This window comes from Baekduia sp. (assembly GCF_035685985.1).
Taxonomy (GTDB): Bacteria; Actinomycetota; Thermoleophilia; order Solirubrobacterales; family Solirubrobacteraceae; genus Baekduia.
Window position 1 is genome coordinate 67,618 of sequence record NZ_DASRZV010000017.1, and the last position, 19,804, is coordinate 87,421.

20 protein-coding genes are annotated in these 19,804 nt (G+C 73.2%); 16 read left to right on the forward strand and 4 right to left on the reverse strand.

Annotated features, from left to right (window positions below):
* The first annotated feature begins 2 nt into the window (after positions 1-2).
* The 5 genes from VFG42_RS09355 to VFG42_RS09375 are packed head-to-tail and all read left to right on the forward strand — an operon-like array spanning position 3 to position 6,915.
* A complete protein-coding gene (locus tag VFG42_RS09355; RefSeq protein ID WP_324907620.1) occupies positions 3-1,691 on the forward strand; it encodes an AMP-binding protein in 1,689 nt (562 codons plus the stop codon).
* A gap of 58 nt (positions 1,692-1,749) precedes the next feature.
* A complete protein-coding gene (locus tag VFG42_RS09360; RefSeq protein WP_324907622.1) occupies positions 1,750-2,916 on the forward strand; it encodes an acyl-CoA dehydrogenase family protein in 1,167 nt (388 codons plus the stop codon).
* Between the two features lie 27 nt (positions 2,917-2,943).
* The gene (locus tag VFG42_RS09365) at positions 2,944-3,735 is read left to right on the forward strand and encodes an electron transfer flavoprotein subunit beta/FixA family protein (RefSeq protein ID WP_324907624.1); all 792 of its coding nucleotides are present in this window, start codon (positions 2,944-2,946) and stop codon (positions 3,733-3,735) included.
* A 3-nt stretch (positions 3,736-3,738) separates the two neighbouring features.
* The gene (locus VFG42_RS09370; RefSeq protein WP_324907626.1) at positions 3,739-4,713 is read left to right on the forward strand and encodes an electron transfer flavoprotein subunit alpha/FixB family protein; all 975 of its coding nucleotides are present in this window, start codon (positions 3,739-3,741) and stop codon (positions 4,711-4,713) included.
* A gap of 3 nt (positions 4,714-4,716) precedes the next feature.
* Complete coding sequence (locus tag VFG42_RS09375) at positions 4,717-6,915, forward strand: (Fe-S)-binding protein (RefSeq protein ID WP_324907629.1); 2,199 nt, start codon at positions 4,717-4,719, stop codon at positions 6,913-6,915.
* On the opposite strand, the gene VFG42_RS09380 is transcribed toward VFG42_RS09375, so the two are convergent.
* The 3 genes from VFG42_RS09380 to VFG42_RS09390 are packed head-to-tail and all read right to left on the reverse strand — an operon-like array spanning position 6,902 to position 9,916.
* A complete protein-coding gene (locus VFG42_RS09380; RefSeq protein ID WP_324907631.1) occupies positions 6,902-7,444 on the reverse strand; it encodes a UGSC family (seleno)protein in 543 nt (180 codons plus the stop codon). The genes VFG42_RS09375 and VFG42_RS09380 overlap by 14 nt on opposite strands.
* A complete protein-coding gene (locus VFG42_RS09385) occupies positions 7,441-8,544 on the reverse strand; it encodes a hypothetical protein (RefSeq protein ID WP_324907633.1) in 1,104 nt (367 codons plus the stop codon). Before VFG42_RS09385 ends, VFG42_RS09380 begins: the two co-directional genes overlap by 4 nt.
* A 1-nt stretch (position 8,545) precedes the next feature.
* Entirely contained in the window at positions 8,546-9,916 is a 1,371-nt protein-coding gene (locus tag VFG42_RS09390) for a phytoene desaturase family protein (protein ID WP_324907635.1), read from the reverse strand.
* A gap of 65 nt (positions 9,917-9,981) precedes the next feature.
* Here VFG42_RS09390 and VFG42_RS09395 point away from each other — a divergent pair, with 65 nt between their 5' ends.
* The 11 genes from VFG42_RS09395 (at position 9,982) to VFG42_RS09445 (ending at position 19,442) form a co-directional block, all read left to right on the forward strand.
* Positions 9,982-11,367: a phytoene desaturase family protein gene (locus VFG42_RS09395; protein WP_324907636.1), complete on the forward strand. Its 1,386-nt coding sequence runs from the start codon at positions 9,982-9,984 to the stop codon at positions 11,365-11,367.
* Complete coding sequence (locus VFG42_RS09400; protein ID WP_324907638.1) at positions 11,367-13,010, forward strand: class I adenylate-forming enzyme family protein; 1,644 nt, start codon at positions 11,367-11,369, stop codon at positions 13,008-13,010. The genes VFG42_RS09395 and VFG42_RS09400 overlap by 1 nt, the downstream gene beginning before the upstream one ends.
* Before the next feature lie 139 nt (positions 13,011-13,149).
* On the forward strand, positions 13,150-13,842 hold the full coding sequence (locus tag VFG42_RS09405) for a TetR/AcrR family transcriptional regulator (RefSeq protein WP_324907640.1): 693 nt from the start codon (positions 13,150-13,152) through the stop codon (positions 13,840-13,842).
* A 3-nt stretch (positions 13,843-13,845) separates the two neighbouring features.
* A complete protein-coding gene (locus tag VFG42_RS09410) occupies positions 13,846-14,469 on the forward strand; it encodes a TetR/AcrR family transcriptional regulator (protein ID WP_324907642.1) in 624 nt (207 codons plus the stop codon).
* A gap of 55 nt (positions 14,470-14,524) precedes the next feature.
* Complete coding sequence (locus VFG42_RS09415; protein ID WP_324907645.1) at positions 14,525-15,502, forward strand: LLM class flavin-dependent oxidoreductase; 978 nt, start codon at positions 14,525-14,527, stop codon at positions 15,500-15,502.
* The gene (locus VFG42_RS09420) at positions 15,499-16,311 is read left to right on the forward strand and encodes a hypothetical protein (RefSeq protein WP_324907647.1); all 813 of its coding nucleotides are present in this window, start codon (positions 15,499-15,501) and stop codon (positions 16,309-16,311) included. The genes VFG42_RS09415 and VFG42_RS09420 overlap by 4 nt, the downstream gene beginning before the upstream one ends.
* A 29-nt stretch (positions 16,312-16,340) precedes the next feature.
* The gene (locus VFG42_RS09425; protein ID WP_324907649.1) at positions 16,341-16,760 is read left to right on the forward strand and encodes a hypothetical protein; all 420 of its coding nucleotides are present in this window, start codon (positions 16,341-16,343) and stop codon (positions 16,758-16,760) included.
* Positions 16,760-17,176 carry a MaoC family dehydratase gene (locus VFG42_RS09430; protein WP_324907651.1) on the forward strand — a complete coding sequence of 139 codons (417 nt, stop codon included), beginning with the start codon at positions 16,760-16,762 and terminating at the stop codon, positions 17,174-17,176. Before VFG42_RS09425 ends, VFG42_RS09430 begins: the two co-directional genes overlap by 1 nt.
* Positions 17,177-17,195: 19 nt before the next feature.
* Positions 17,196-17,672 (forward strand): VOC family protein, encoded by a 477-nt coding sequence (locus VFG42_RS09435; RefSeq protein ID WP_324907653.1) that lies wholly within the window; start codon positions 17,196-17,198, stop codon positions 17,670-17,672.
* Between the two features lie 4 nt (positions 17,673-17,676).
* Entirely contained in the window at positions 17,677-18,624 is a 948-nt protein-coding gene (locus VFG42_RS09440; RefSeq protein WP_324907655.1) for an LLM class flavin-dependent oxidoreductase, read from the forward strand.
* Positions 18,621-19,442 (forward strand): LLM class flavin-dependent oxidoreductase, encoded by an 822-nt coding sequence (locus VFG42_RS09445; RefSeq protein WP_324907657.1) that lies wholly within the window; start codon positions 18,621-18,623, stop codon positions 19,440-19,442. The genes VFG42_RS09440 and VFG42_RS09445 overlap by 4 nt, the downstream gene beginning before the upstream one ends.
* Here the strand turns inward: VFG42_RS09445 and VFG42_RS09450 are convergent.
* The gene (locus VFG42_RS09450; protein WP_324907659.1) at positions 19,432-19,803 is read right to left on the reverse strand and encodes an alpha/beta hydrolase; all 372 of its coding nucleotides are present in this window, start codon (positions 19,801-19,803) and stop codon (positions 19,432-19,434) included. The two genes, VFG42_RS09445 and VFG42_RS09450, sit on opposite strands and share 11 nt — an antisense overlap.
* Position 19,804: the final 1 nt, after the last annotated feature.

Sequence of the window (19,804 nt, forward strand, 5' to 3'; positions counted from 1 at the left end):
CGATGGCCATCGACGTCACCACCATCGGCGACCTCGCCGACCGCGGCGCGGAGCGCTCGCCGGACCGCGACGCGATCGTCTTCCCCGACGTCGCGCTCACGTCCGCGCAGCTGCGCGAGCGCAGCGAGGCCTACGCCCGCTCGCTGGCCGGCCTCGGCGTCGGCGCCGGCGACAAGGTCGGCATCCTGATGGCCAACCGCGCCGAGTTCGTGCTGGCGGTCTTCGGCGCCGCCAAGCTCGGCGCGGTCGTCGTGCCGATCAACGGGCGCTTCAAGGCCCATGAGCTGAGCCACGTCGTCGGCCACGGCGACGTGCGCGTGCTGCTCACCGCGGCCGGCGACGGGCGCGGCGCCACCGACTACGTCGCCCTCATCGCCCAGATGCTCCCCGAGCTGGCCGGGCAGGACCCACGCGCGCTCGCGCTCGACGGCCTCCCGGAGCTGCGCTGCATCGTCGACGTGGACGCCGACCGGGTGCCCGCGCATCCCGGCTTCCTCGCGCGCGCCGACTTCGAGGCGGCCGCCGCGGCGGTGCCCGCCGAGGAGGTCCGCCGCCGGCAGGAGCGCGTCCGCGTCCGCGACGTCGCGATCCTCATGTACACCTCGGGCACCAGCGCGCGCCCGAAGGGCTGCCTGCTCACGCACGAGGCGCTCGTCCGCCACGGCGCCAACGTCGCGCGGACGCGCTTCGAGCTGACCGAGGCCGACAGCTTCTGGGACCCGCTGCCGCTGTTCCACATCGGCGGCATCGTCCCGATGCTCGGCTGCCTGGCGACCGGCGCGACGTACTGCCACGCCGGCCACTTCGACCCCGAGGTCGCGCTGCGCACGCTCCAGGAGCGGCGCTGCCGCGTCATCTACCCGGCGTTCGAGACGATCTGGCTGGCGGTGCTCGACCACCCGCGCTTCGCCACCACCGACCTCGGCGCGATCGAGCTCATCCAGAGCATCGCGGTGCCCGAGCGCCTCGCGCAGCTGGAGGAGCGGATGCCGTGGGCCGCGCAGGTGTCCTCCTACGGCGCGACCGAGTGCTCGAGCAACCTCACGCTGAGCCGCGCCGACGACCCGTACGAGGCGCGCATCGGCACGCTCGGCCATCCGCTGCCGGGCCTGGAGATCAAGATCGTCGATCCCGCGACCGGCGCGGTGCGACCCGCCGGCGAGGTGGGGGAGCTGTGCTTCCGCGGCTATTCGCTCTTCGAGGGCTACCACAAGGACCCGGAGCTGACCGCGGCGAGCTTCGACGCCGACGGCTTCTTCCACTCCCAGGACCTCGCGCTGCTGGACGCCGACGGGCGGCTGGTCTACGCCGGCCGCCTCAAGGACATGCTCAAGGTCGGCGGCGAGAACGTCTCGGCGCTGGAGCTGGAGGGCTACCTGCTCGGCCACCCGGCGGTGAACATCGCCCAGGTCGTCGCGGCGCCCGACGCGCGCTACGACGAGGTCCCCGCGGCGTTCGTGCAGCTCAAGCCGGGGGCGACGCTGACCGAGGCCGAGCTGATCGGCTTCTGCGTCGGCCAGATCGCCACCTACAAGGTCCCGCGCTACGTCCGCGTCGTCGACGACTGGCCGATGTCCGGGACCAAGATCCAGAAGTTCGTGCTGCGCGAGCGGATCGCCGAGGAGCTGCGCGCCGCCGGGATCGCGCAGGCGCCCCGCGTCGAGGCCCTCACCGACGCGGCCGCGCGCTAGCATGTGATATCAACCAACCAGACGTTTGGTTTTAACCGAAGAACGGGACGGACGAGGGATGGACTTCGAGCTCAGCGAAGAGATGCGCGTCTTCCGGCGCCAGGTGCGCAAGTGGGTCGACAAGGAGACGCCGAAGGACTACGCGCGGGAGCTGGAGCGCCACGAGCACGACTACCCGTTCGACCTCTGGGACAAGTTCACGAAGGCCGGCTACCACGGCCTCAGCGTCCCCGAGGAGTACGGCGGCGAGGGCGGCGACATCATCACCCAGATGGTGCTGGCCCGCGAGCTGTGCCGGTCGCTGGGCGGCCTGAGCTGGGTGTGGGGGCTGACGTCGTTCGCCGGGTCCAAGTCGATCGGGATCTACGGCAACGACGAGCAGAAGGAGCGCTTCCTGCCCGCGATCGCGCGCGGCGAGCTGCGCTTCTCGATCGGCTTCACCGAGCCCGGCGGCGGCACCGACGTGCTCGGCGCGATGAAGACCAAGGCCGAGAAGGTCGACGGCGGCTGGAGCATCAGCGGCACGAAGGTCTGGTGCAGCTCCGCGCACGTCGCCGACTACATCCTGCTGCTGGCCCGCACCGACGACGACGTCGCCAAGCGCCACCAGGGCGTCACGCTCTTCCTGCTGCCCGCCAAGACGACCGAGGGCGTCGAGATCACCGAGCTGCCCAAGCTCGGCATGCGCGCGATCGGCTCCTGCCAGGTCAACCTCAAGAACGCCTTCGTGCCCGACGAGCTGGTGCTGGGCGAGCCGGGCCAGGCCTGGTACATGCTCCTGCCGACGCTCAACAACGAGCGCGTGATGGTCGGCTCGTTCTGCGTCGGCATCCTCGACGCCGTCCTCGAGGACGCGTTGGACTACGTCAAGCAGCGCGAGGCCTTCGGCCGCACGATCGGCGAGTTCCAGATCCTCCAGCACTACATCGCCGACATCGCGATGATGCAGCGCCAGGCCGAGTTGATGGTCTACCAGGCCGCGACGCTGCTCAACGAGGGCAAGCCCTGCCACCTGGAGGCCAGCATGGCCAAGGTCGTGGCCTCCGACTACGCGGTCAAGGCCGCCGATCTCGGGATCCAGATCCTCGGCGGCATGGGCTACTCGGCCGAGACCGACATGCAGCGCTACTGGCGCGACGCCCGCCTCTGGCGCATCGGCCCGATCACCAACGAGATGGCCCGCAACGCGATCGCCGAGAACCTCGGCCTGCCGCGGTCCTTCTGAGTCCCGCAACCCAACGGAGCTGACCCGATGAAGATCGTCGTGCCGATCAAGCAGGTGGCCACGCCGGACGAGGACTTCGACCTGGCCGACGACGGCCGCGCGATCGAGGCCGACGCGCTGGAGTGGGACCTCAACGAGTGGGACACGTTCTCGCTGGAGGCCGCGCTGCGGATCCGCGAGGCCGCGGGCGACGACGGCGAGGTCGTCGTCGTGACCGTCGGCAACGAGGAGGCGCGCGAGGGCATGCTGACCGCGCTGGCGATGGGCGCCGACCGCGGCGTCCACGTCGAGCACGAGGCGCTGGAGGACCTCGACCCGCTGGCGATCGCCAAGGTGCTGGCGGCGGTGGTGGGCAAGGAGTCGCCCGACCTCGTGCTGTGCGGCGTGCAGTCGTCCGACGCGGTCAACGGCGCCACCGGCGTCGCGCTGGCCGGCCACCTCGACCTGCCGCACGTCGCGGTCGTCCGCAAGGTCGAGGTCGACGCGGGCGCCGGGACGGCGACCGTCGAGCGCGAGCTGGAGGGCGGCGTGATCGAGCACGTCCGCACGTCGCTGCCCGCGCTGCTGACCGTGCAGACCGGGGCCAACGAGCCGCGCTACGCGACGCTGCGCGGGATCCGCCAGGCGTCGTCCAAGCCGATGGACGTGGTCTCGATCGCCGACGCCGGCGTCGACGACGCCGCGCTGGCCGCCGCGACCGGGGCGCGACTTGTCGGCCTTGCCCCGCCCGAGAAGGGCGAGGGCGCCGAGATGCTCGACGGCGACGCCGCGGCGATCGCCGAGCGCATCGCGACCATCATCAAGAGCAAGGTGGCCTGAGCCATGAGCGGAGTGCTGGTCGTCGCCGAGACCCGCAAGGGTGAGGTCCGCGACATCTCCTATGAGTTGATCACCGCGGCGCGGGCGCTCGCCGAGCAGGGCGGCGGCCCGGTGCGCGTCCTGGTCGTCGACGGTGATCCGTCGGCGGTGGCGGGCGGCCTGGGCGCCGAGGGCGTCGAGGAGGTCCTGACCGTGACCTCGCCGCGCGCGGAGTTCGAGCCGCACCTGCAGGCCGAGGCGGTCTCCGCCGCGATCGCGGCGCTGGAGCCCGCGGTGGTGCTGACCGGGCACACGGTCGACGCGATGGGCTACGCGCCCGCCGTGGCCGCCAAGCTCGGGCTCGGCTTCGCCTCCGACGCGTTCGGCGTGGCGATCGAGGACGGCGCGCCCGCCGTGCGCCGCGGCGCCTACGGCGACCGCCTGGTCGCCTCGCTGGCCTTCCCGGGCAAGGGCACCACCTTGGTCATGCTGCGCGCCGGCGCCTACGAGGCCGCGGCGCCCGGCGGCGACGGCGACGGCGCGGCGACCGTCCGCGACGCCGGGATCGCGCTCGACGCGTCCGCCGCGCGCACCGAGCACCTCGGCTACCGCGAGGCCGAGGCCGGCGACGTCGACATCACCAAGGCGCCGTTCCTGCTGTCGATCGGCCGCGGGGTCGAGGACGAGGACGGCGTGAGCGAGCTGGAGCAGATCGCCGACCGCCTCCACGCGACGCTCTCGGTCTCGCGCCCGCTGGTGGACTCCGGGCTGGCCGCGTCCTCGCGCCAGGTCGGGCAGTCGGGCCTGACCGTCAAGCCGAAGGTCTACCTCGCGCTGGGCATCTCCGGCGCGGTGCAGCACCTCGCCGGCATGCGCAAGGCCGACACGATCATCGCCATCAACACGGACCCGGAGGCGCCGATCTTCCAGGTCGCCCACTACGGCGCGGTGGCCGACCTGTTCGACGTCGCCCGCGCGCTGCCCGGCCACTTCGCCTAGGCCATGAGCGGGGCGGTGCTCGCGAGCGCGGAGGTCAGCCGCAGGCTGATCGAGGACGGGGACACGCGCCAGACCTTCTGGCACTTCCCCGGGTGGCTGGAGGCGTTCTGGTACGTCTTGGCCGTCGCCTCGGTCGTCGTGTTCCTGTACGGGATCGCCAAGCCGCTGGCCAAGTACCTCAGCGGGCACCGGGGCGGATGGACGCCGCGGGCCGAGCTGCCGGGCCGCTTCCGCGCGGCGCTGCGCCTCGTCGCCTCGCAGGCGACCGTCCGCCGCCGCGACCGCTACGCGGGCGTCGCCCACGCGGCGATGTTCTACGGGTTCGTCACGTTGTTCGTCGGGACGGTCGTCCTGGCGATCAACACCGACGTGACCGAGCGCCTCTTCGGCTGGCGCTTCTTCACCGGCGACTTCTACAAGATCTACTCGGTCGTCCTGGACGTCATGGGCATTGCCCTGCTCGCGGGCGTGCTGGCGATGATGGTCCGGCGCGCGGTGCTCAAGCCGCGCAAGCTCGACTACGCGCGGCCCGACCGCGCCGCGGGCGAGCCGCAGTACGACCGCCGCCGTTACCGCTGGGGCGACTGGGTCTTCGTCGGCGGGTTGTTGTACCTGGTGGTCACCGGCTACGTCGTCGAGGGCGTGCGGATCGCGATGGACCACCCCGCCGACAACGGCTACAGCCCGGCCGGGTGGCTCGTGTCGCGGCTGTTCACCGGCGTCGACCACGGGACGCTGGAGGTCCTGCGGATGGGCCTGTGGTGGGCGCACGGGCTGGTGGCGCTCACGCTCGTCTCGGCGATCCCCTACACCAAGGCCACGCACATGCTCACGAGCTTCGCCTCGCTCGTGCTGCGCGACGAGAAGGCGGGCAAGCGCCTGAAGCCGATCGCCGAGGCCGACGCCGAGCGGCCCGCCGGCTACGGCGTGCTGGCCGACTTCTCGCCGACGCACCTGCTCCAGCTCGACGCCTGCACGAAGTGCGGCAAGTGCCACGAGGCCTGCCCGGCCAACGCGACGGGCAAGCCGCTGTCGCCGCGCGACGTGATCCTGGAGCTGCGCGAGGAGGCCAACGCGGCGTTCGCGCCCACCGGCGTCGGCGGCGTGCTCGGCACGCTGCTGGCCGCGCGCTCCGGCGAGCCGATGGGCACGGACCCGCTCTGCGGCGTCGAGGTCGTCGGCGAGCAGCGCGTCAAACCCGAGACCGTCTGGTCGTGCATGCAGTGCAACGCCTGCGTGGAGGCCTGCCCGGTCGGGATCGAGCAGGCGCCGATCATCAACCAGCTGCGCCGCCGGATGGTCGAGGACGGCGAGCTGCCCGCCGAGCTGCAGACCACGCTGCGCACGATCCAGAAGTCCGGCAACTCGTTCGGCGAGAACAAGCGCCGCCGCGGCAAGTGGACGGCCGAGCTGGACTTCGAGGTGCCCGACGCGCGCAAGCAGGCCGTCGACGTGCTGTGGTTCGTCGGCGACTACGCGTCGTTCGACCCGCGCTCGCAGAAGGTCACCCAGGCGATCGCGCGGCTCTACCACGCGGCCGGCGTGGACTTCGGGATCCTGTACGACTCCGAGCGCAACGCGGGCAACGACGTGCGCCGCGTGGGGGAGGAGGGGCTGTGGGAGGCCTTGGCGGAGGAGAACATCGCCAACCTCAACGAGTTGGAGTTCAACCGCATCGTCACCTCCGACCCGCACTCGCTCAACACGCTGCGCAACGAGTACCCCGACCTCGGCGGCACGTGGCCGATCAGCCACCACACGACGTTCCTGTTGGAGTTGCTGGACGCCGGGCGGTTGGACCTCCGGCGGTCGCTGGACTACCGCGTCACCTACCACGACCCGTGTTATCTGGGTCGCCACAACGGCGAGTACGACGCGCCGCGCAGGATCCTCGAGCACCTCGGCTGCGAGTTGGTGGAGATGCCGCGCAACCGCGACAACTCGTTCTGCTGCGGCGCGGGCGGCGGGCGGATCTGGATCCGCGACGAGCCGGGCGCCGAGCGCCCGTCGGAGAACCGCATCCGCGAGGCGACGAGCCTCGGCGAGCTGGACTACTTCGTCGTGTCCTGCCCCAAGGACGTGACGATGTTCGAGGACGCGATCAAGACCACCAACAACTCGGACAGCCTCGCGTTGCGCGAGCTGACCGAGTTGCTGGAGGAGGCGCTGACGCCCGCGCCCGCGGCGCTCAGCCCGGCGTGACCTGGGCCACGGCCGCGTCGGCCAAGCCCTCGGCCAACCGCCGCACGTGCTCGGCGTCCTTGGAGGACACCGGGTGCGGGACGACGAGCGTCGGGTAGCCGGGCATCCCGAGCGTGTCGGCGAAGTGCCCGACGTGGCCGACGAACGCGTCGGTGATCACGACGGTCGCCGGCACGTCGAGGCGCTCGAAGGCGATCGCGTCGCGCAGGCTGCAGGCGCTGCACGCGCCGCAGTCGCCCAGCGCGGCGATCGCCACGTCGGCCCGCTGGGCGATCTCGGCGGCCAGCGCGTCGTCGATCGGCTCGCCCGCGCCGGCCTTGGAGACGACCTCGACCGAGCCGACGTCGATGCGCGCCCGCAGCTCCTCGGCCAGGCTCTCCAGCAGCAGGCGCGCCTGCGGCTTGCCGTTGTCGATCAACGCGACGCGGTAGCCGTCGGGGCCGGGCGGCGCCGTGCGCTCGGCCCGCTGGGCGGGCCGCTCCGGCGCCTCCTCGGCGTCGGGACGGCAGACGGTGATGGTGGTGGTCATGACGTGAACGTCACCTCGCAGCTGTCGGGTCCGCAGTCGGGCAGGGCCTCGCCGGGCGTGCGGACGCGCCGGGTGGCGTGGCGGCTGTGCAACCTCGGCGCGGCGGCCGGCATGTAGGCCGACCAGCCCGCCCCCTCGCCACCGGCGGTGACCAAGATGATGTCCTCGGGATCCTGGAACGTCGGCAGCTTGCCGTCGTCTCCCAGCTCCATCTCGTGCTGGGCGCCGACCTCCAGCAGGACGCCGCCGTCCTCGAGATGCCGCGGCGTGACGCGGGTCTCCTCCACCAGGAACTTCAGCGCCCGCCGTGTCGACCAGCCCGCCTGGCGCACGGCCAGCGCGTGCTCGGGGCCCATGACCATGACGCCCTGGCCGCCCTTGCCGACCGAGAACGTCGCGGCCATCTTCATCGCCGAGGCGAACGTGCGCAGCACGCCCGCCGGGTCCTCGTTGAGCGCGTTGCCGATCTGGCGCGGGGCCTCGCAGCCCATGACCGTCACCGTCGTGTCCTCGCGCTCGTAGCCCAGGCGCACGCGCAGCGGCGCCCACGGCGCCGGCGGATCGTCCTCGGCGAAGCAGAACGAGTAGCGGCCGGGGTGGCCGATCGACGCGGCGTCCAGCTTCCCGGAGCGCGCGCCGAGCACGTTCATCGCCACCAGCCGGACCGCGCGGCCGATCGTCGCGTTGGCGCGGTTGCCGGACCCCAGCGCGTTGTGGCGCGCGTTCATCCCGACCTCGGCGGCCAGCGGGCCGGAGACGATCACGCACGTCGCGCTGCCGCCGGTGCTGGCCAGCATCGTGTCGGCGTTGTGGGCCGGGTCGGTCAGCGCCCCGAGCGCGGCGAGCACGATCGGGAAGTACTCGGGCCGGCAGCCGGCCATCACGGCGTTGACGGCGGCCTGCCGGCCGGTGATCGTGCGGTGGCGGCGCGCCAGGACGCCGACGACCTCGTCGGCCTCCACGCCGCCGCCCGCCAGCATCGCCTCCACCAGCTCCGGCCGGGGCGGGACGACGGGCAGCCCGTCGGTCCAGCCCAGCCGGTACAGCTCCTCGTGCGCGTCGAGCGCATCGACCTCGACGGTCGGCTCGCGCAGCGTCATGTCAGTACCTCACGGTGTCGGAGAAGAACTCAAGGCGCCGGCCGAGGACCGTCTCGGCCGTCGTGATGCCCGAGCGCGCCGCCTTGTCGATCCCGATGCCGCGGGCGCGGGTGGTGTCGCCGGTCAGGTACAGACCGTCGATGCCGCGCACGAGGGCGTCGGGTCGGGCGGCGCCGACCTGCCCGGGCTTGCAGATGACCCCGTAGGTCGAGACGAGATGGGGCTTCTTCCAGAGCGCGCCCTTGGCCGCCGGCATCATGTCCTCGATGTCGAGCCAGAGGTCCGCGAACATCTTGTCGTAGTACGCGCGGTCGCCGTAGTGCTTGGTGGCGTCGAACGCCGCGCCGACGCAGGTCAGGTACTCGCCGGGCGGCGAGACCGACGCGTCGTAGCCGGTGAAGCAGAGCGTGTAGCCGGGCAGGCCGGTGCGCGGGGTCGAGAAGAACGAGGCCATCTCCAGCGTGCTGGACGCGATGACCGGCTCCTCGGCGGCGATCCAGTAGCCGAACCAGCAGGCCTTGTTGCGGTTGTCGGCCAGCAGCCGGATGCGCTCCTGGATGTCCCACGGCAGCACGCCGTCGTCGAACAGGCGCAGCAGGTCCCAGACCGGCGCGTTGACGATGACCTCGTCGGCGTGCAGGACCTCGCCGGGCGCGTCGGGGTCCTCGCCGTTGCGCAGCTCGACGCCCGCGACCTTGCCCTCGCGCACCAGGACGCGCTCGACGGTGGCGGGCTGGACGATCGTGCCGCCCAGCGCCTCGAAGGCGCGGGCCATCCGGTCCCACAGCGACTCCCAGCCGCCCATCGGCCAGAACGAGTAGCCCGCGGTGCGCTTGCGCTCGTAGTGCAGCTTGCGGATGAAGAGGTTCTCGGAGGCCGAGTGCTCCCACGGCTCCAGCGTGATCTGCTCCAGGACCGAGATCGCCTCCCACACCTGGTAGACGCCTTCGTCGGAGGTGTGGCGCGCCATCCACTCGCGCAGCGAGAGGTGGTCGAGCGTGTCGATCTCCTCGAACGACGTCTCCTTCAGCGCCTCGATGCAGCGCTTGATCCCGGTCTTGGAGGCGTCGCCGTAGAACTCCTGGATCGGCAGCCAGTGGTCCTGGTCCCAGAACGGCATCGAGTCCGAGCGGGGCGAGTGGGTCAGCTCGACGCCGATCAGCTCGCAGGCGCGCGTGAGCGAGTCGCCGGGGTCCTCGACGAGATGGGAGCTGAGCCCGATCTGGTGTCCGCGGAAGCGATGCTCCATCGCGCGGCCGCCGAGGTACGGGTGCTTCTCGACGATGGCGACCTTCTTGCCCTCCTTGGCCAGCAGCGCGCCGGCCACCAGGCCCGCGGTCCCGGCCCCCACCACGATCACGTCATGCTCCATGGCGGGAATCGTATACTGACGAAGCAAACGGTTGGTAGGTTTCGTCCGAGGGGAGGGGGTCGTCGGTGGCCAAGGTCGACGTGATCGTCATCGGAGCGGGCGCCGCTGGGCTCAGCGCCGCCGCGCTGCTCGCGAAGGAGGGCAAGAGGGTCACGGTCGTGGAGGCCGGGGCACACCTCGGCGGACGCGGCATGGCCGTGCCCGAGGAGGGCTTCAAGCTCAACCTCGGCGGCCACCTCCTGGAGGATCCCGGCAGCGGCATCACCAAGGTGATGTCCTACGTTGGCAAGACGCTGGAGCACGGCGCGGTCTCCTCCGACATGCCGGTCTGGGACCACGAGACCAACCGCTGGGGGTCGATCCGCGAGCGCTACGCCAGCGACAAGCGCGAGCTGAAGAAGGTCATCGCCGCGCTGGAGGAGACGCCCTACGAGGAGCTGGACGCGTGGGACGACCGCCCGCTGCGCGACTGGATGGCCCAGCACACGTCCGACCGCGGCGTCATCGAGCTGTGGGAGCTGCTCTCGGTCCTGGAGTGCATGACCGACGACTGGTACGACCACTCCGCCTCCGACAACCTGTACGTGCGCAAGATGCACTACGGCGAGACGCGCCGGGCCGGGTACTCGTTCTGGCCCGAGCAGGGCTGGGACGGGCTCTTCGCCGACCTGCGCGACGCGGTCGTCGAGCACGGGGGCGAGGTGCTGATGAACACGCCCGCCGAGCAGGTGATCATCGAGGACGGCGTCGTGCGCGGCGTGCGGCTCGGGCGCGACAAGGTCCTGCCCAACGAGATCTTCGAGGGCGAGGTCCTGGAGGCCGACTGCGTGATCTCGACGCTGCCGGTGTGGAACGTGCTGCGCGTCGTGCCCGAGTCCGCGCTGCCGGACTGGTACGCCGGCCAGATCAAGCACCTGGCCCAGGACCACCTGCGGATCTCGTGGGTCGGGCTCTACATGGCCACGCGCGAGGAGGTCCACGCGCTGGACCCGCGCGAGATCGCGACCTGGCTGCACGCGCCCACGAGCCGGATCTCGGGCTTCTGCTTCAACCAGGCGGCGATGGACCCGTCCACCGCGCCCGAGGGCGTCAACCTGATCGTGGCCGGCGGGATCATCCCCGGCGGCCGCGCGCGCGACCTCGACTACCTCGAGCGCACGTTCGCGCTGTTCGAGGATGATCTGAAGACGATGTACCCCGGCCTGGAAGCGACCTACTGGCGGCGGCGCCACCTGGTCCACGACCCGTCCTTCGGCGTGATCCAGAAGCCGGGGCTGGTCGGGACGTTCCGCCCGCACTGGCGGGCGCCCAACGTCGAGGGCCTGTACTTCGCCTCCGAGACGTTCCGCTCTCGGGGCATCGGCGTCGACCGTGCGGCACGCGCCGGGCTGACGGTCGTCGAGGACTACCTGGGCCGGCGCCTCGATGGAGGCTTTGGATGGCGCTACTGATGGATGACGCCCGCGTCGACGCGGTCACGCTCGGCGACGCGCTGCTGCGCGCGGCGCGCGACCGACCGGACCATCCGGCGATCGCGATGCCCGAGGGCACGTGGTCCTACGGCGAGCTGGCGGCGCGCGCGACGCGGATCGCCCGCAACCTGATCGGCATGGGCGTCCGGCCCGGCGACCACGTCGGCGTGCTGATGCCCAACGGCTTCGACATCCTGGCCGCCTACTTCGGCGTGTCGCTGGCGGGCGCGACGATCGTCCCGGTCAACGCGCGCTTCCGCGCCCGCGAGATGGGCTACATCGTCGAGAACGCCGACCTGGTGTGCCTGATCACCAACGACGCCAACGACGACTACGTCAACTACCTCGACCTGGTCATCGACAGCATCGGCGGCCTCGGCGACGCGCCCGACGCGCACGCGCTGGCGGTCCGGCACGCGCCGCGGCTGCGGTCGCTGGTGGTGCTCGGCCGGCGCGAGCGCGAGGGCGTGCTGGACGAGGCGGCCTTCGACGCGCTCGGCGAGGACGTCGCGGAGGCCGCCGTGCACCGGCGCCGCCTCGGCGTGAGCCTCGGGCAGCCCGCGCTCGTGCTGTACACGTCGGGCACCACCGCGGAGCCGCGCGGAGCGATCATCAGCCACGAGTCGGTCGTGCGCGTGTGGCACAACGGCGTCGGGCGCGCGCTGCGCCTCACGCCCGAGGACCGCGTGTGGAACCCGTGCCCGATGTTCCACATCGCCGCCTTCGGCGTCTCGATCGCGTGCGTGGCGATCGGGGCGACGATCGTCACCGCGCGCTTCTACGAGCCCGACGAGAGCATCGACCTGCTGATCCGCGAGCGGCCGACCGCGCTGTACCCCGCGTACGCCAACATCCTGCTCGGGATCCTCAACCACTCGCGCTTCGGCGAGGTCGACATGGCCGCCGCCACGCGCGTGCTGGTCGTCGGGCCGCCGCGGACGCTGCGCGACCTGCAGGACCGCGTCGGCCCCGGCTGCGTGCTGGTCTCGACGTTCGGCATGACCGAGAGCTGCGGGTGCAGCACCCAGCACGACCTCGACGACCCGGTCGAGGTCCGCACGGGGACGGTCGGGCTGCCGGTCCCGGGCCTGGAGGCGCGGATCGCCGACCCGATGACCGACGCCGAGGTCGGGCCCGACGAGCGCGGCGAGATCCAGCTGCGCGGGCCGCTGCTGTTCGGCGGCTACCACCGCGACGCGGCCAAGACCGCCGCGACGTTCCTGCCCGGCGGCTGGATGCGCACCGGCGACCTGGGGTCGGCCGACGCGTCCGGCCGCATCCGCTACCTCGGGCGGATCAAGGAGATCATCCGCGTCGGGGGTGAGAACCTCTCACCCGCCGAGATCGAGGCGCACGTGATGACCCACCCGGCGGTCCAGATCGCGCAGGCGGTGGGCATTCCGGACCAGCGCCTGGACGAGGTGCCGGTGGTCTTCGTCGAGCTGCGCGCGGGCGCGTCGGCCACCGAGGAGGAGATCCTCGAGCACTGCCGCGGGGCGATCGCGCGCTTCAAGGTCCCGCGCCACGTCCGCTTCGTCACCGAATGGCCGATGTCCGCCACAAAGGTGCAGAAGTTCAAGCTTCGGGAGACCATGATGGCTGAGCTGGGGCTGAGCGAGTGAGAATCAACCAGATGTTTGCTCGATCTGACATCGATGCTGTCCTCCCGGCCCGTACAATTCGCGCATGAGTCGAACGTCGGCGAAGCGTGAGCCTGCCGGAACACGCGCCCGGAACGCCCCCAAGAAGCGCGACCGGGAGGTGCTCGACGCGGCCGCCCGGGTCTTCTACGAGCGCGGGTACGCCGACGCCTCGGTGCAGGACGTGGCCGATGAGCTGGGCATCCTCAAGGGCAGCCTGTACCACTACATCAAGACCAAGGAAGATCTGCTCTTCCGGCTGCTCGAGGAGACCCACGACGAGATCTTCCAGGTCCTCGGGGAGGTCGCGGCGATCGAGGGCCTCGACCCGCTGGCGCGCCTGGAGCTGTACGTGCGCCGGCAGGTCGAGTACAACATCGACAACCTGCTGCGCGTCTCGGTCTACTACCACGACCTCGACCGGCTGAGCGTCGAGCGGCGCAAGCGGATCGTCTCCCGCCGGCGCGAGCACGAGCAGTACGTGCGGGCGCTGATCGAGGAGGCCCAGGCCAACGGCCAGGCCGACCCGGACGTCGACGCGACGACGCTCGGCCGCTGCATCTTCGCCACGATCATCTGGACCTACCGCTGGTACCGCGAGGGGCGCGACGACCGCGAGCAGGTCGCCGCGGTGTGCTCGAAGTTCGCGATCCGCGGGATCGTCGGCGACGTGGCCAGGAAGCCCGCGCGCGGGGGCAAGGCGCCCGCTCGCGCCAAGGCGGCGCCGAAGGCCAAGGCCGCGACGGCGACCGCCGCCAAGGCCAAGGCCAAGCCGAAGGCCCCGGCCCGCGGCCGCGCGACGAAGGCGGCCTGAGCCATGCCCCGCACCGCCGCCCGCGCCCAGGCCGAGCCCGCCCGCTCCTCGCGCAAGCGCGACCAGGAGGTCGTCGTCGCGGCCGCCAAGGTCTTCTACGAGCGCGGCTACGCCAACGCGACCGTCCAGGCCGTCGCCGACGAGCTGGGCATCCTCAAGGGCAGCCTGTACCACTACATCGACACCAAGGAAGACCTGCTGTTCTGGGTCTTCGAGGACGTGCACGCCGACGTCGAGCGCCTCCTGGAGAAGGTCTCGGCGGCCGAGGACATCGACGCGCTGGAGCGCATCGCGCTGTACGTCCGCCTGCAGGTGTCCCACAACCTGCGCGACCTGCAGCGCATGGCGATCTACTACCACGAGCTGGACCGCCTGGGCCCGGAGCGCCGGGCGTCGGTCGTCAAGTGGCGCCGCGTCCACGACCGCTACCTGACCGGGCTGATCGAGGAGGCGCAGAAGGCCGGGCTGGCCGACGACGGCATGCCGGCGGCGATGGTCGCCAACTGCGTGTTCGCCACGATCATCTGGCCCTACCGCTGGTACCGCGGCGGCAGCGGCCGCCAGGCCGACGACGTGGCCGACGCGTGCGTGGCCTACATCATGCGCGGGATCTCCGGCGGCTTCTGAGCGCCTGACGCCGGCGGGCTTGCGCCCGCTACCAACCGAACGGTAGGTTTGTCCCGTGTCGCACGGGACGTCGCGCTTGGGGGTGGGGCTGTGGACGTTCCAGTCCTCGGCCACGCGGCCGGCGAGCATCCCCGAGCAGTACCGGCGCTTCGCCGCGCAGGCCGCGCTGCTGGACCGCCACGGCTTCCACTCGGCGTGGACCGCCGAGCATCGCCTCTGGTACGACGGCTGGTGCCCGGCGCTCGCGCACGCGACCGCCGCGGGCCTGGCGGCGACCGAGCGCCTGCGCTTCTCCAGCGCGATGATGCTGCTGCCCCAGCACGACCCCGGCGGCGTGGTGGCCAACGCGCGGACGCTGCACCGGCTGTCCGGCGGGCGCTTCGACCTCGGGGTCGGCCTCGGCCACCGCGACGCGGAGTTCGACGCGCTGGGGCTGCGCCGCGACCGGCGTGGGCGGCTGATGGACGCGGCGCTTCAGACCTGGGACGCGGCGTGGGACGGCGACGACCGTCCGCCGGTGTGGATCGGCGGGCTGGCGCCGGCGGCGATCGCCCGCGCGGCCCGCGGCGGCCACCGGATCATGCTGCCCCAGACCGTGCTGGCGCACGAGCTGGCCCAGCACGCGGAGCCGTTCCGCGAGCAGAGCGAGGGCGGCGACGGTGGCGCGGGCGTCGTCGGCGCGATGCGCGACGTCTGGGTCGAGCCGGACCCCGCGCGCGCCGAGCGGTTCATGGAGGCCATGGTCCGCCACTACCGCGAGGAGGCCGGCGCGTGGTGGGTGCTGCGCGGCGAGGTCGGCTTCACCGCGCCCGAGCACCTGGACCGCCAGATGGCCCGGGTGCGCGCGTGCGCGCTGGTCGGCGGCGCCGAGCACGTCGCCGCCGGGCTGACCGCGCTGTTCGACGCGGGCGTCGACCTCGTCGTGGTGCGGTTGGCCTTCGACTTCGTCGAGCCGGCGGCGCTGGAGGAGCAGATCGCGCGCGTCGCCGACGAGGTCGCGCCGCTGCTGCCCGCGGGGCGGGTCGTCGCGTGAGGTTCCTGCTGCGGCCCCCGCGGCTCGACGACCTCGCCGGCGCGGTGGCCGCCGCGCGGGCGGCGCGCGCCGCCGGCCTGGACGGGCTGCTGCTGGCGCCGAGCGCGGAGCTGCCCGCGCCGCTGATCGCCGCCGCGGCGCTCGCGCCCGCGGTCGACGACGTCCTGCTCGCCGCGCACGTCGCGCTGGGCGACCGCCATCCGGTCGAGGTCGCCGAGGAGGTCGCGGTCACCGACCTGGTCTGCGCGGGCCGGCTGGTCGTCGTCGCCGTGCCCGGAGCCGGCGTCGCGCGCGCCGACTACGAGGAGGCGCTGGACCTCCTGCGCACGGCGCTGGCCGCGCGGCCGTTCCGCTTCGCGGGGCGGCGCTGGACGGTGCCCGCCAACCTGGAGCAGAACGTGCACGGCGTCGAGCGCCGGGTGCGCGTGACGCCCACGCCGAGCCGGCCGCGCGTGGAGGTCTGGACCGCCGGCGCGGCGGCGGGCCCCGACGGGCGGCGCGCGCTGGGCCACGTCGCGGACGCCGACGACGACCTCGGCGCGCTGGCCGCGGCCTGGTCGGCCGCGGAGGCCGAGGCCGGGCCCGCGCTGATCGGCGCGCCGCGCGCCCGGCACCACACGTGGGACGGCGATCCGGCCGCGCTGCGGGCGGCGCTGCGCGCGGGCCGCGAGGCGTTCGGCCAGGACTGGGCGATCGTCCGCGCCGAGGCCGGCGACGCCGCCGCGCTCGGCCGCGAGGTGCGCCCGCACGTCCAGCTCGACGCGCTGCCGCCGGGCCTGGAGGCGCACTGGGCCGACGGCCTTGCATGAACCACCAACCGTTCGGTAGGTTTATCGACATGGCCGTCGCATCCGGCACCCCGCTGCCGCCCGGCACGTTCACGATCACCCCCGAGGAGAACCGGCGGCTGGCCGGCGTCCTCGGCGCGGACCCCGAGGACACGACCGCCCATCCGCTGTGGGCCTACGTCGCCACGCAGCGCGGGATCGGCATCGGCGTCGCCGACCTCTGCGCGCTGGCGGACTTCGACGTCGCCGACGGCCCGATGCTCGGCTCGGTCGACATGGAGCTGCGCGCGCCGCTGGCCGTCGGCGTCGAGTACCGCGTGACCGGCGAGGTGCTGAGCATCGTGCGCAAGGAGGGCCGCAAGACCGGCCCGTTCGACATCATGACCTACCGCGAGCGCCTGCTGGACGGCGACGGCGCCGAGGTCGTGTCGACGACCAACACCTTCATCCTGCCCCGGCGGGCCGCGTGATGACGCCGGAGGCCGGCGCCGCGCTGGGCCCCTGGGTCGTCGAGTCCGTCAGCCCGGCGGCGATGGCCGACTTCGCCGAGGTGCTCGCCGACCCCAACCCGATCCACCTCGACCCCGAGGCGGTCAAGGCGATGGGGTTGGGCGACCGCGTGGTCAACCAGGGTCCGGCGAACTTCGGCTACGTGCTGGAGATGCTCAAGGCCGCGGTGCCCGGCGCGACGGTCGTCGACCTGCGCGTCCGCCTGCAGGCCAACGTCTTCGGTGGCGACCGCGTGATCGCCGCCGGCGTCGTGGAGTCCGTCGCCGACGGCGAGCACGGCACCCGCATCCTGAACTGCGCGGTGTGGCTCGACGTCGACGGCGGCGCCCGCGCCATCGCCGGCACCGCTTCGCTCATCCTGTCCCAGAACCCCTGAACGATCCAAGGAGCTGCTCGTGCCCAGCGGACCTCTCGCCCATGTGTGCCTGCTCGTCAAGGACCTCGACCAGGCCGTCGCCGACTGGACGAAGATCCTCGGCGCGCTCGACCCCGGCCAGCTCGAGGAGCCGGTCGTCCGCTACGAGGAGTTCGAGGGCGGCGAGGACCAGATGCGCTGGGCGACGTTCGTCTCCCACCACGGCGCCGAGATCCAGCTGATGCAGCCCGCGCCCGACACGCCGCTGGGCCGTCGGCTGGAGAAGGTCGGCGAGCACGTGCACCACATCTGCTTCACGACCGACGACCCCGGCGCGGTCGCCCGGCGGCTGGCCGAGGAGGGCCTGGAGACCAGCCCCGAGGAGAACCAGGACCCGTCGATGCCCTGGCAGCGCTGGACCTGGGTGCTGCCGCGCAGCGCGCACGGCACGCTGGTCGAGGTCGCGCGGCCGTACCAGGCGGTCGAGGGCCGCTGGGAGAACGGGTCCCAGGACTAGCGCGATGGACGTCGGCCTGGGCCTCTGGACGATGCGGTCGACCGCCGCGGCGCCGGCGGCCCACGCCACGCTCTACGCCGACCTGCTGGACGACGCGCGGGCGGCCGAGGCGCTCGGCTTCCACTCGCTGTGGCTGGCCGAGCACCACTTCTGGTACGACGGCTGGTGCCCGGCGCCGCTGGTCGCGGCCGCCGCGGTGCTGGCGGCGACCCGACGCCTCCATGTCGGCACCGGCATCCACCTGCTGCCGCTCTACGACCCCGTCCGCGCGCGGGCCGAGGTGGCGTGGCTGGCGCGGCTGTCGGGCGGGCGCTTCGAGCACGGCGTCGGCCTCGGCTACCGGGCCGCGGAGTACGACGGCTTCGGCCTGTCGCGCACGGTCCGCGGCCGCCGGATGGACGCGGGGCTGGACGTCCTCGCCGCGGGCGACGGCGCGCCCGCGCCGATCTGGGTCGGCGGGATGGCGGCGCCCGCGCTGCAGCGCGCCGGGCGCCGGGGCTTGAACATCATGTTGCCCTCGACGCTGCGCCTGGAGCAGGCGGCCGAGGCGATCGCCACGGTGCGCGAGCACGCCGAGCGGGCCGGGCGGACACCGGGACGGATCGGGATCATGAAGTACACGTGGGTCACCGACGGCACGGCCGCCGACCGCGACCGCGCCGTGGCCGCCAACCGCGCGTTCACGCGCGAGTACACCGGCTCCTGGTTCCCGCTGCGCGGCCGGCCGGGCTTCTCGGCCCCCGACCTGCTGGAGGCCCAGGCCCGGCGGACCGTCGACACCGGCCTGTTCGGCGGCGCCGAGGAGGTCGCCGAGCAGCTGGCGGGCTTCGCGGCGCTGGGCGTCGACCTCGCGGTCCTGCATCTCGCCGGCGACGGCCGCCGGCCGCGACGCGCCGAGACGATGGCGCGGATCGCCGAGCACGTCGTGCCCGCGCTGGCGGTGGCGGCGTGAGGCTCGGCGTCGTCCTGGACCCGGCGCCCGGCGCCGACGCGCCGCTGCACGATCTCGTGGCGCAGGCTCAAGCCGCCGAGCGCGCGGGCTTGGACTTCGCGTGGCTGCGCGAGGCGGAGGGCGGCGGCCCGCCGCTGCTGACCGCCGCGGCGCTGGGCCCGGCCACGACCACGCTGCGGCCGGTCGCGTGCGTCGCGGCGTCCGAGCATCCGCTGGCCGTCGCCGAGGCCGCCGCGGTGGCCGACACCATCACCAACGGCCGGCTCGTGCTGGCCGTGCGGGGCGACGACGCCGCCGTGCTGGGGGAGAGCGCCGACGCGCTGGTCGCCGCGCTGGCCGCGCGGCCGTTCCGCCACGAGGGCGAGCGCTGGACGATCCCGGCGCTGCGGCCCGAGAACGACGGCGCGACCGAGCGGATCGTCGTCACGCCGCCGCCCGTGCAGGCCGAGCTGCCGCTCTGGCTCGCGGGCTCGGCGGCGCCGGCGGTCGCGCCCGCGCGCGGGCTGCCGCACGTCGTCGAGACCGCCGCCACGTCACCAACGCCTACAGGTCGGGTGCGCCCCGCGCTGCGCGCGCTGGAGCCCGACTTCGACGCCGACGCGCTCGTCGCCGCGCTGCGCGCCGACCAGGCGGCGTGGGGGTGCGACGTCACCGTCCTCGTCCCGCCGCCCGCGCTCCCGCTCGCCGCGCGCCTGCGCGCGATCGAGCGGCTCGCGACGCGGGTGAAGCCGCGCGTCGTCCAGGTCCCGCTGCCCGACGGCCTCGAAGCCGACTGGGCCGCCGAGCTGGACGCGCGGATCGCGGCGCTCAGCGACTGAGCGGCCGCGTCTCGGGCAGCCAGGCCAGCAGCGCGGCCGTCACCGCGCTGACGCGCCCGCCCATGCTGTGGCCGACGATCGCGACCGGCCCGGACGCCGCCGCTCGGATCACCGCCGCGACCTCGTCGGCCCAGGTGGTCGTCGGGTAGCGCTCCCGGTGGCCGCTGTCGCCGTGGCCGCTCAAGTCCATCGTGATGAACCGCTGCCCGCCGGAGCGGGCGCGCAGCATCGGTGCCCACCAGCCCGCGTGGGCGCTGCCGCCGTGGACCAGCAGGATCTCGGGCGCGCCCGCGCCGGTCGCCGACCAGCGGATCGGGCACCCGTCGACGACGACCTCGCCCGACGACGCACGCGCTTGCACG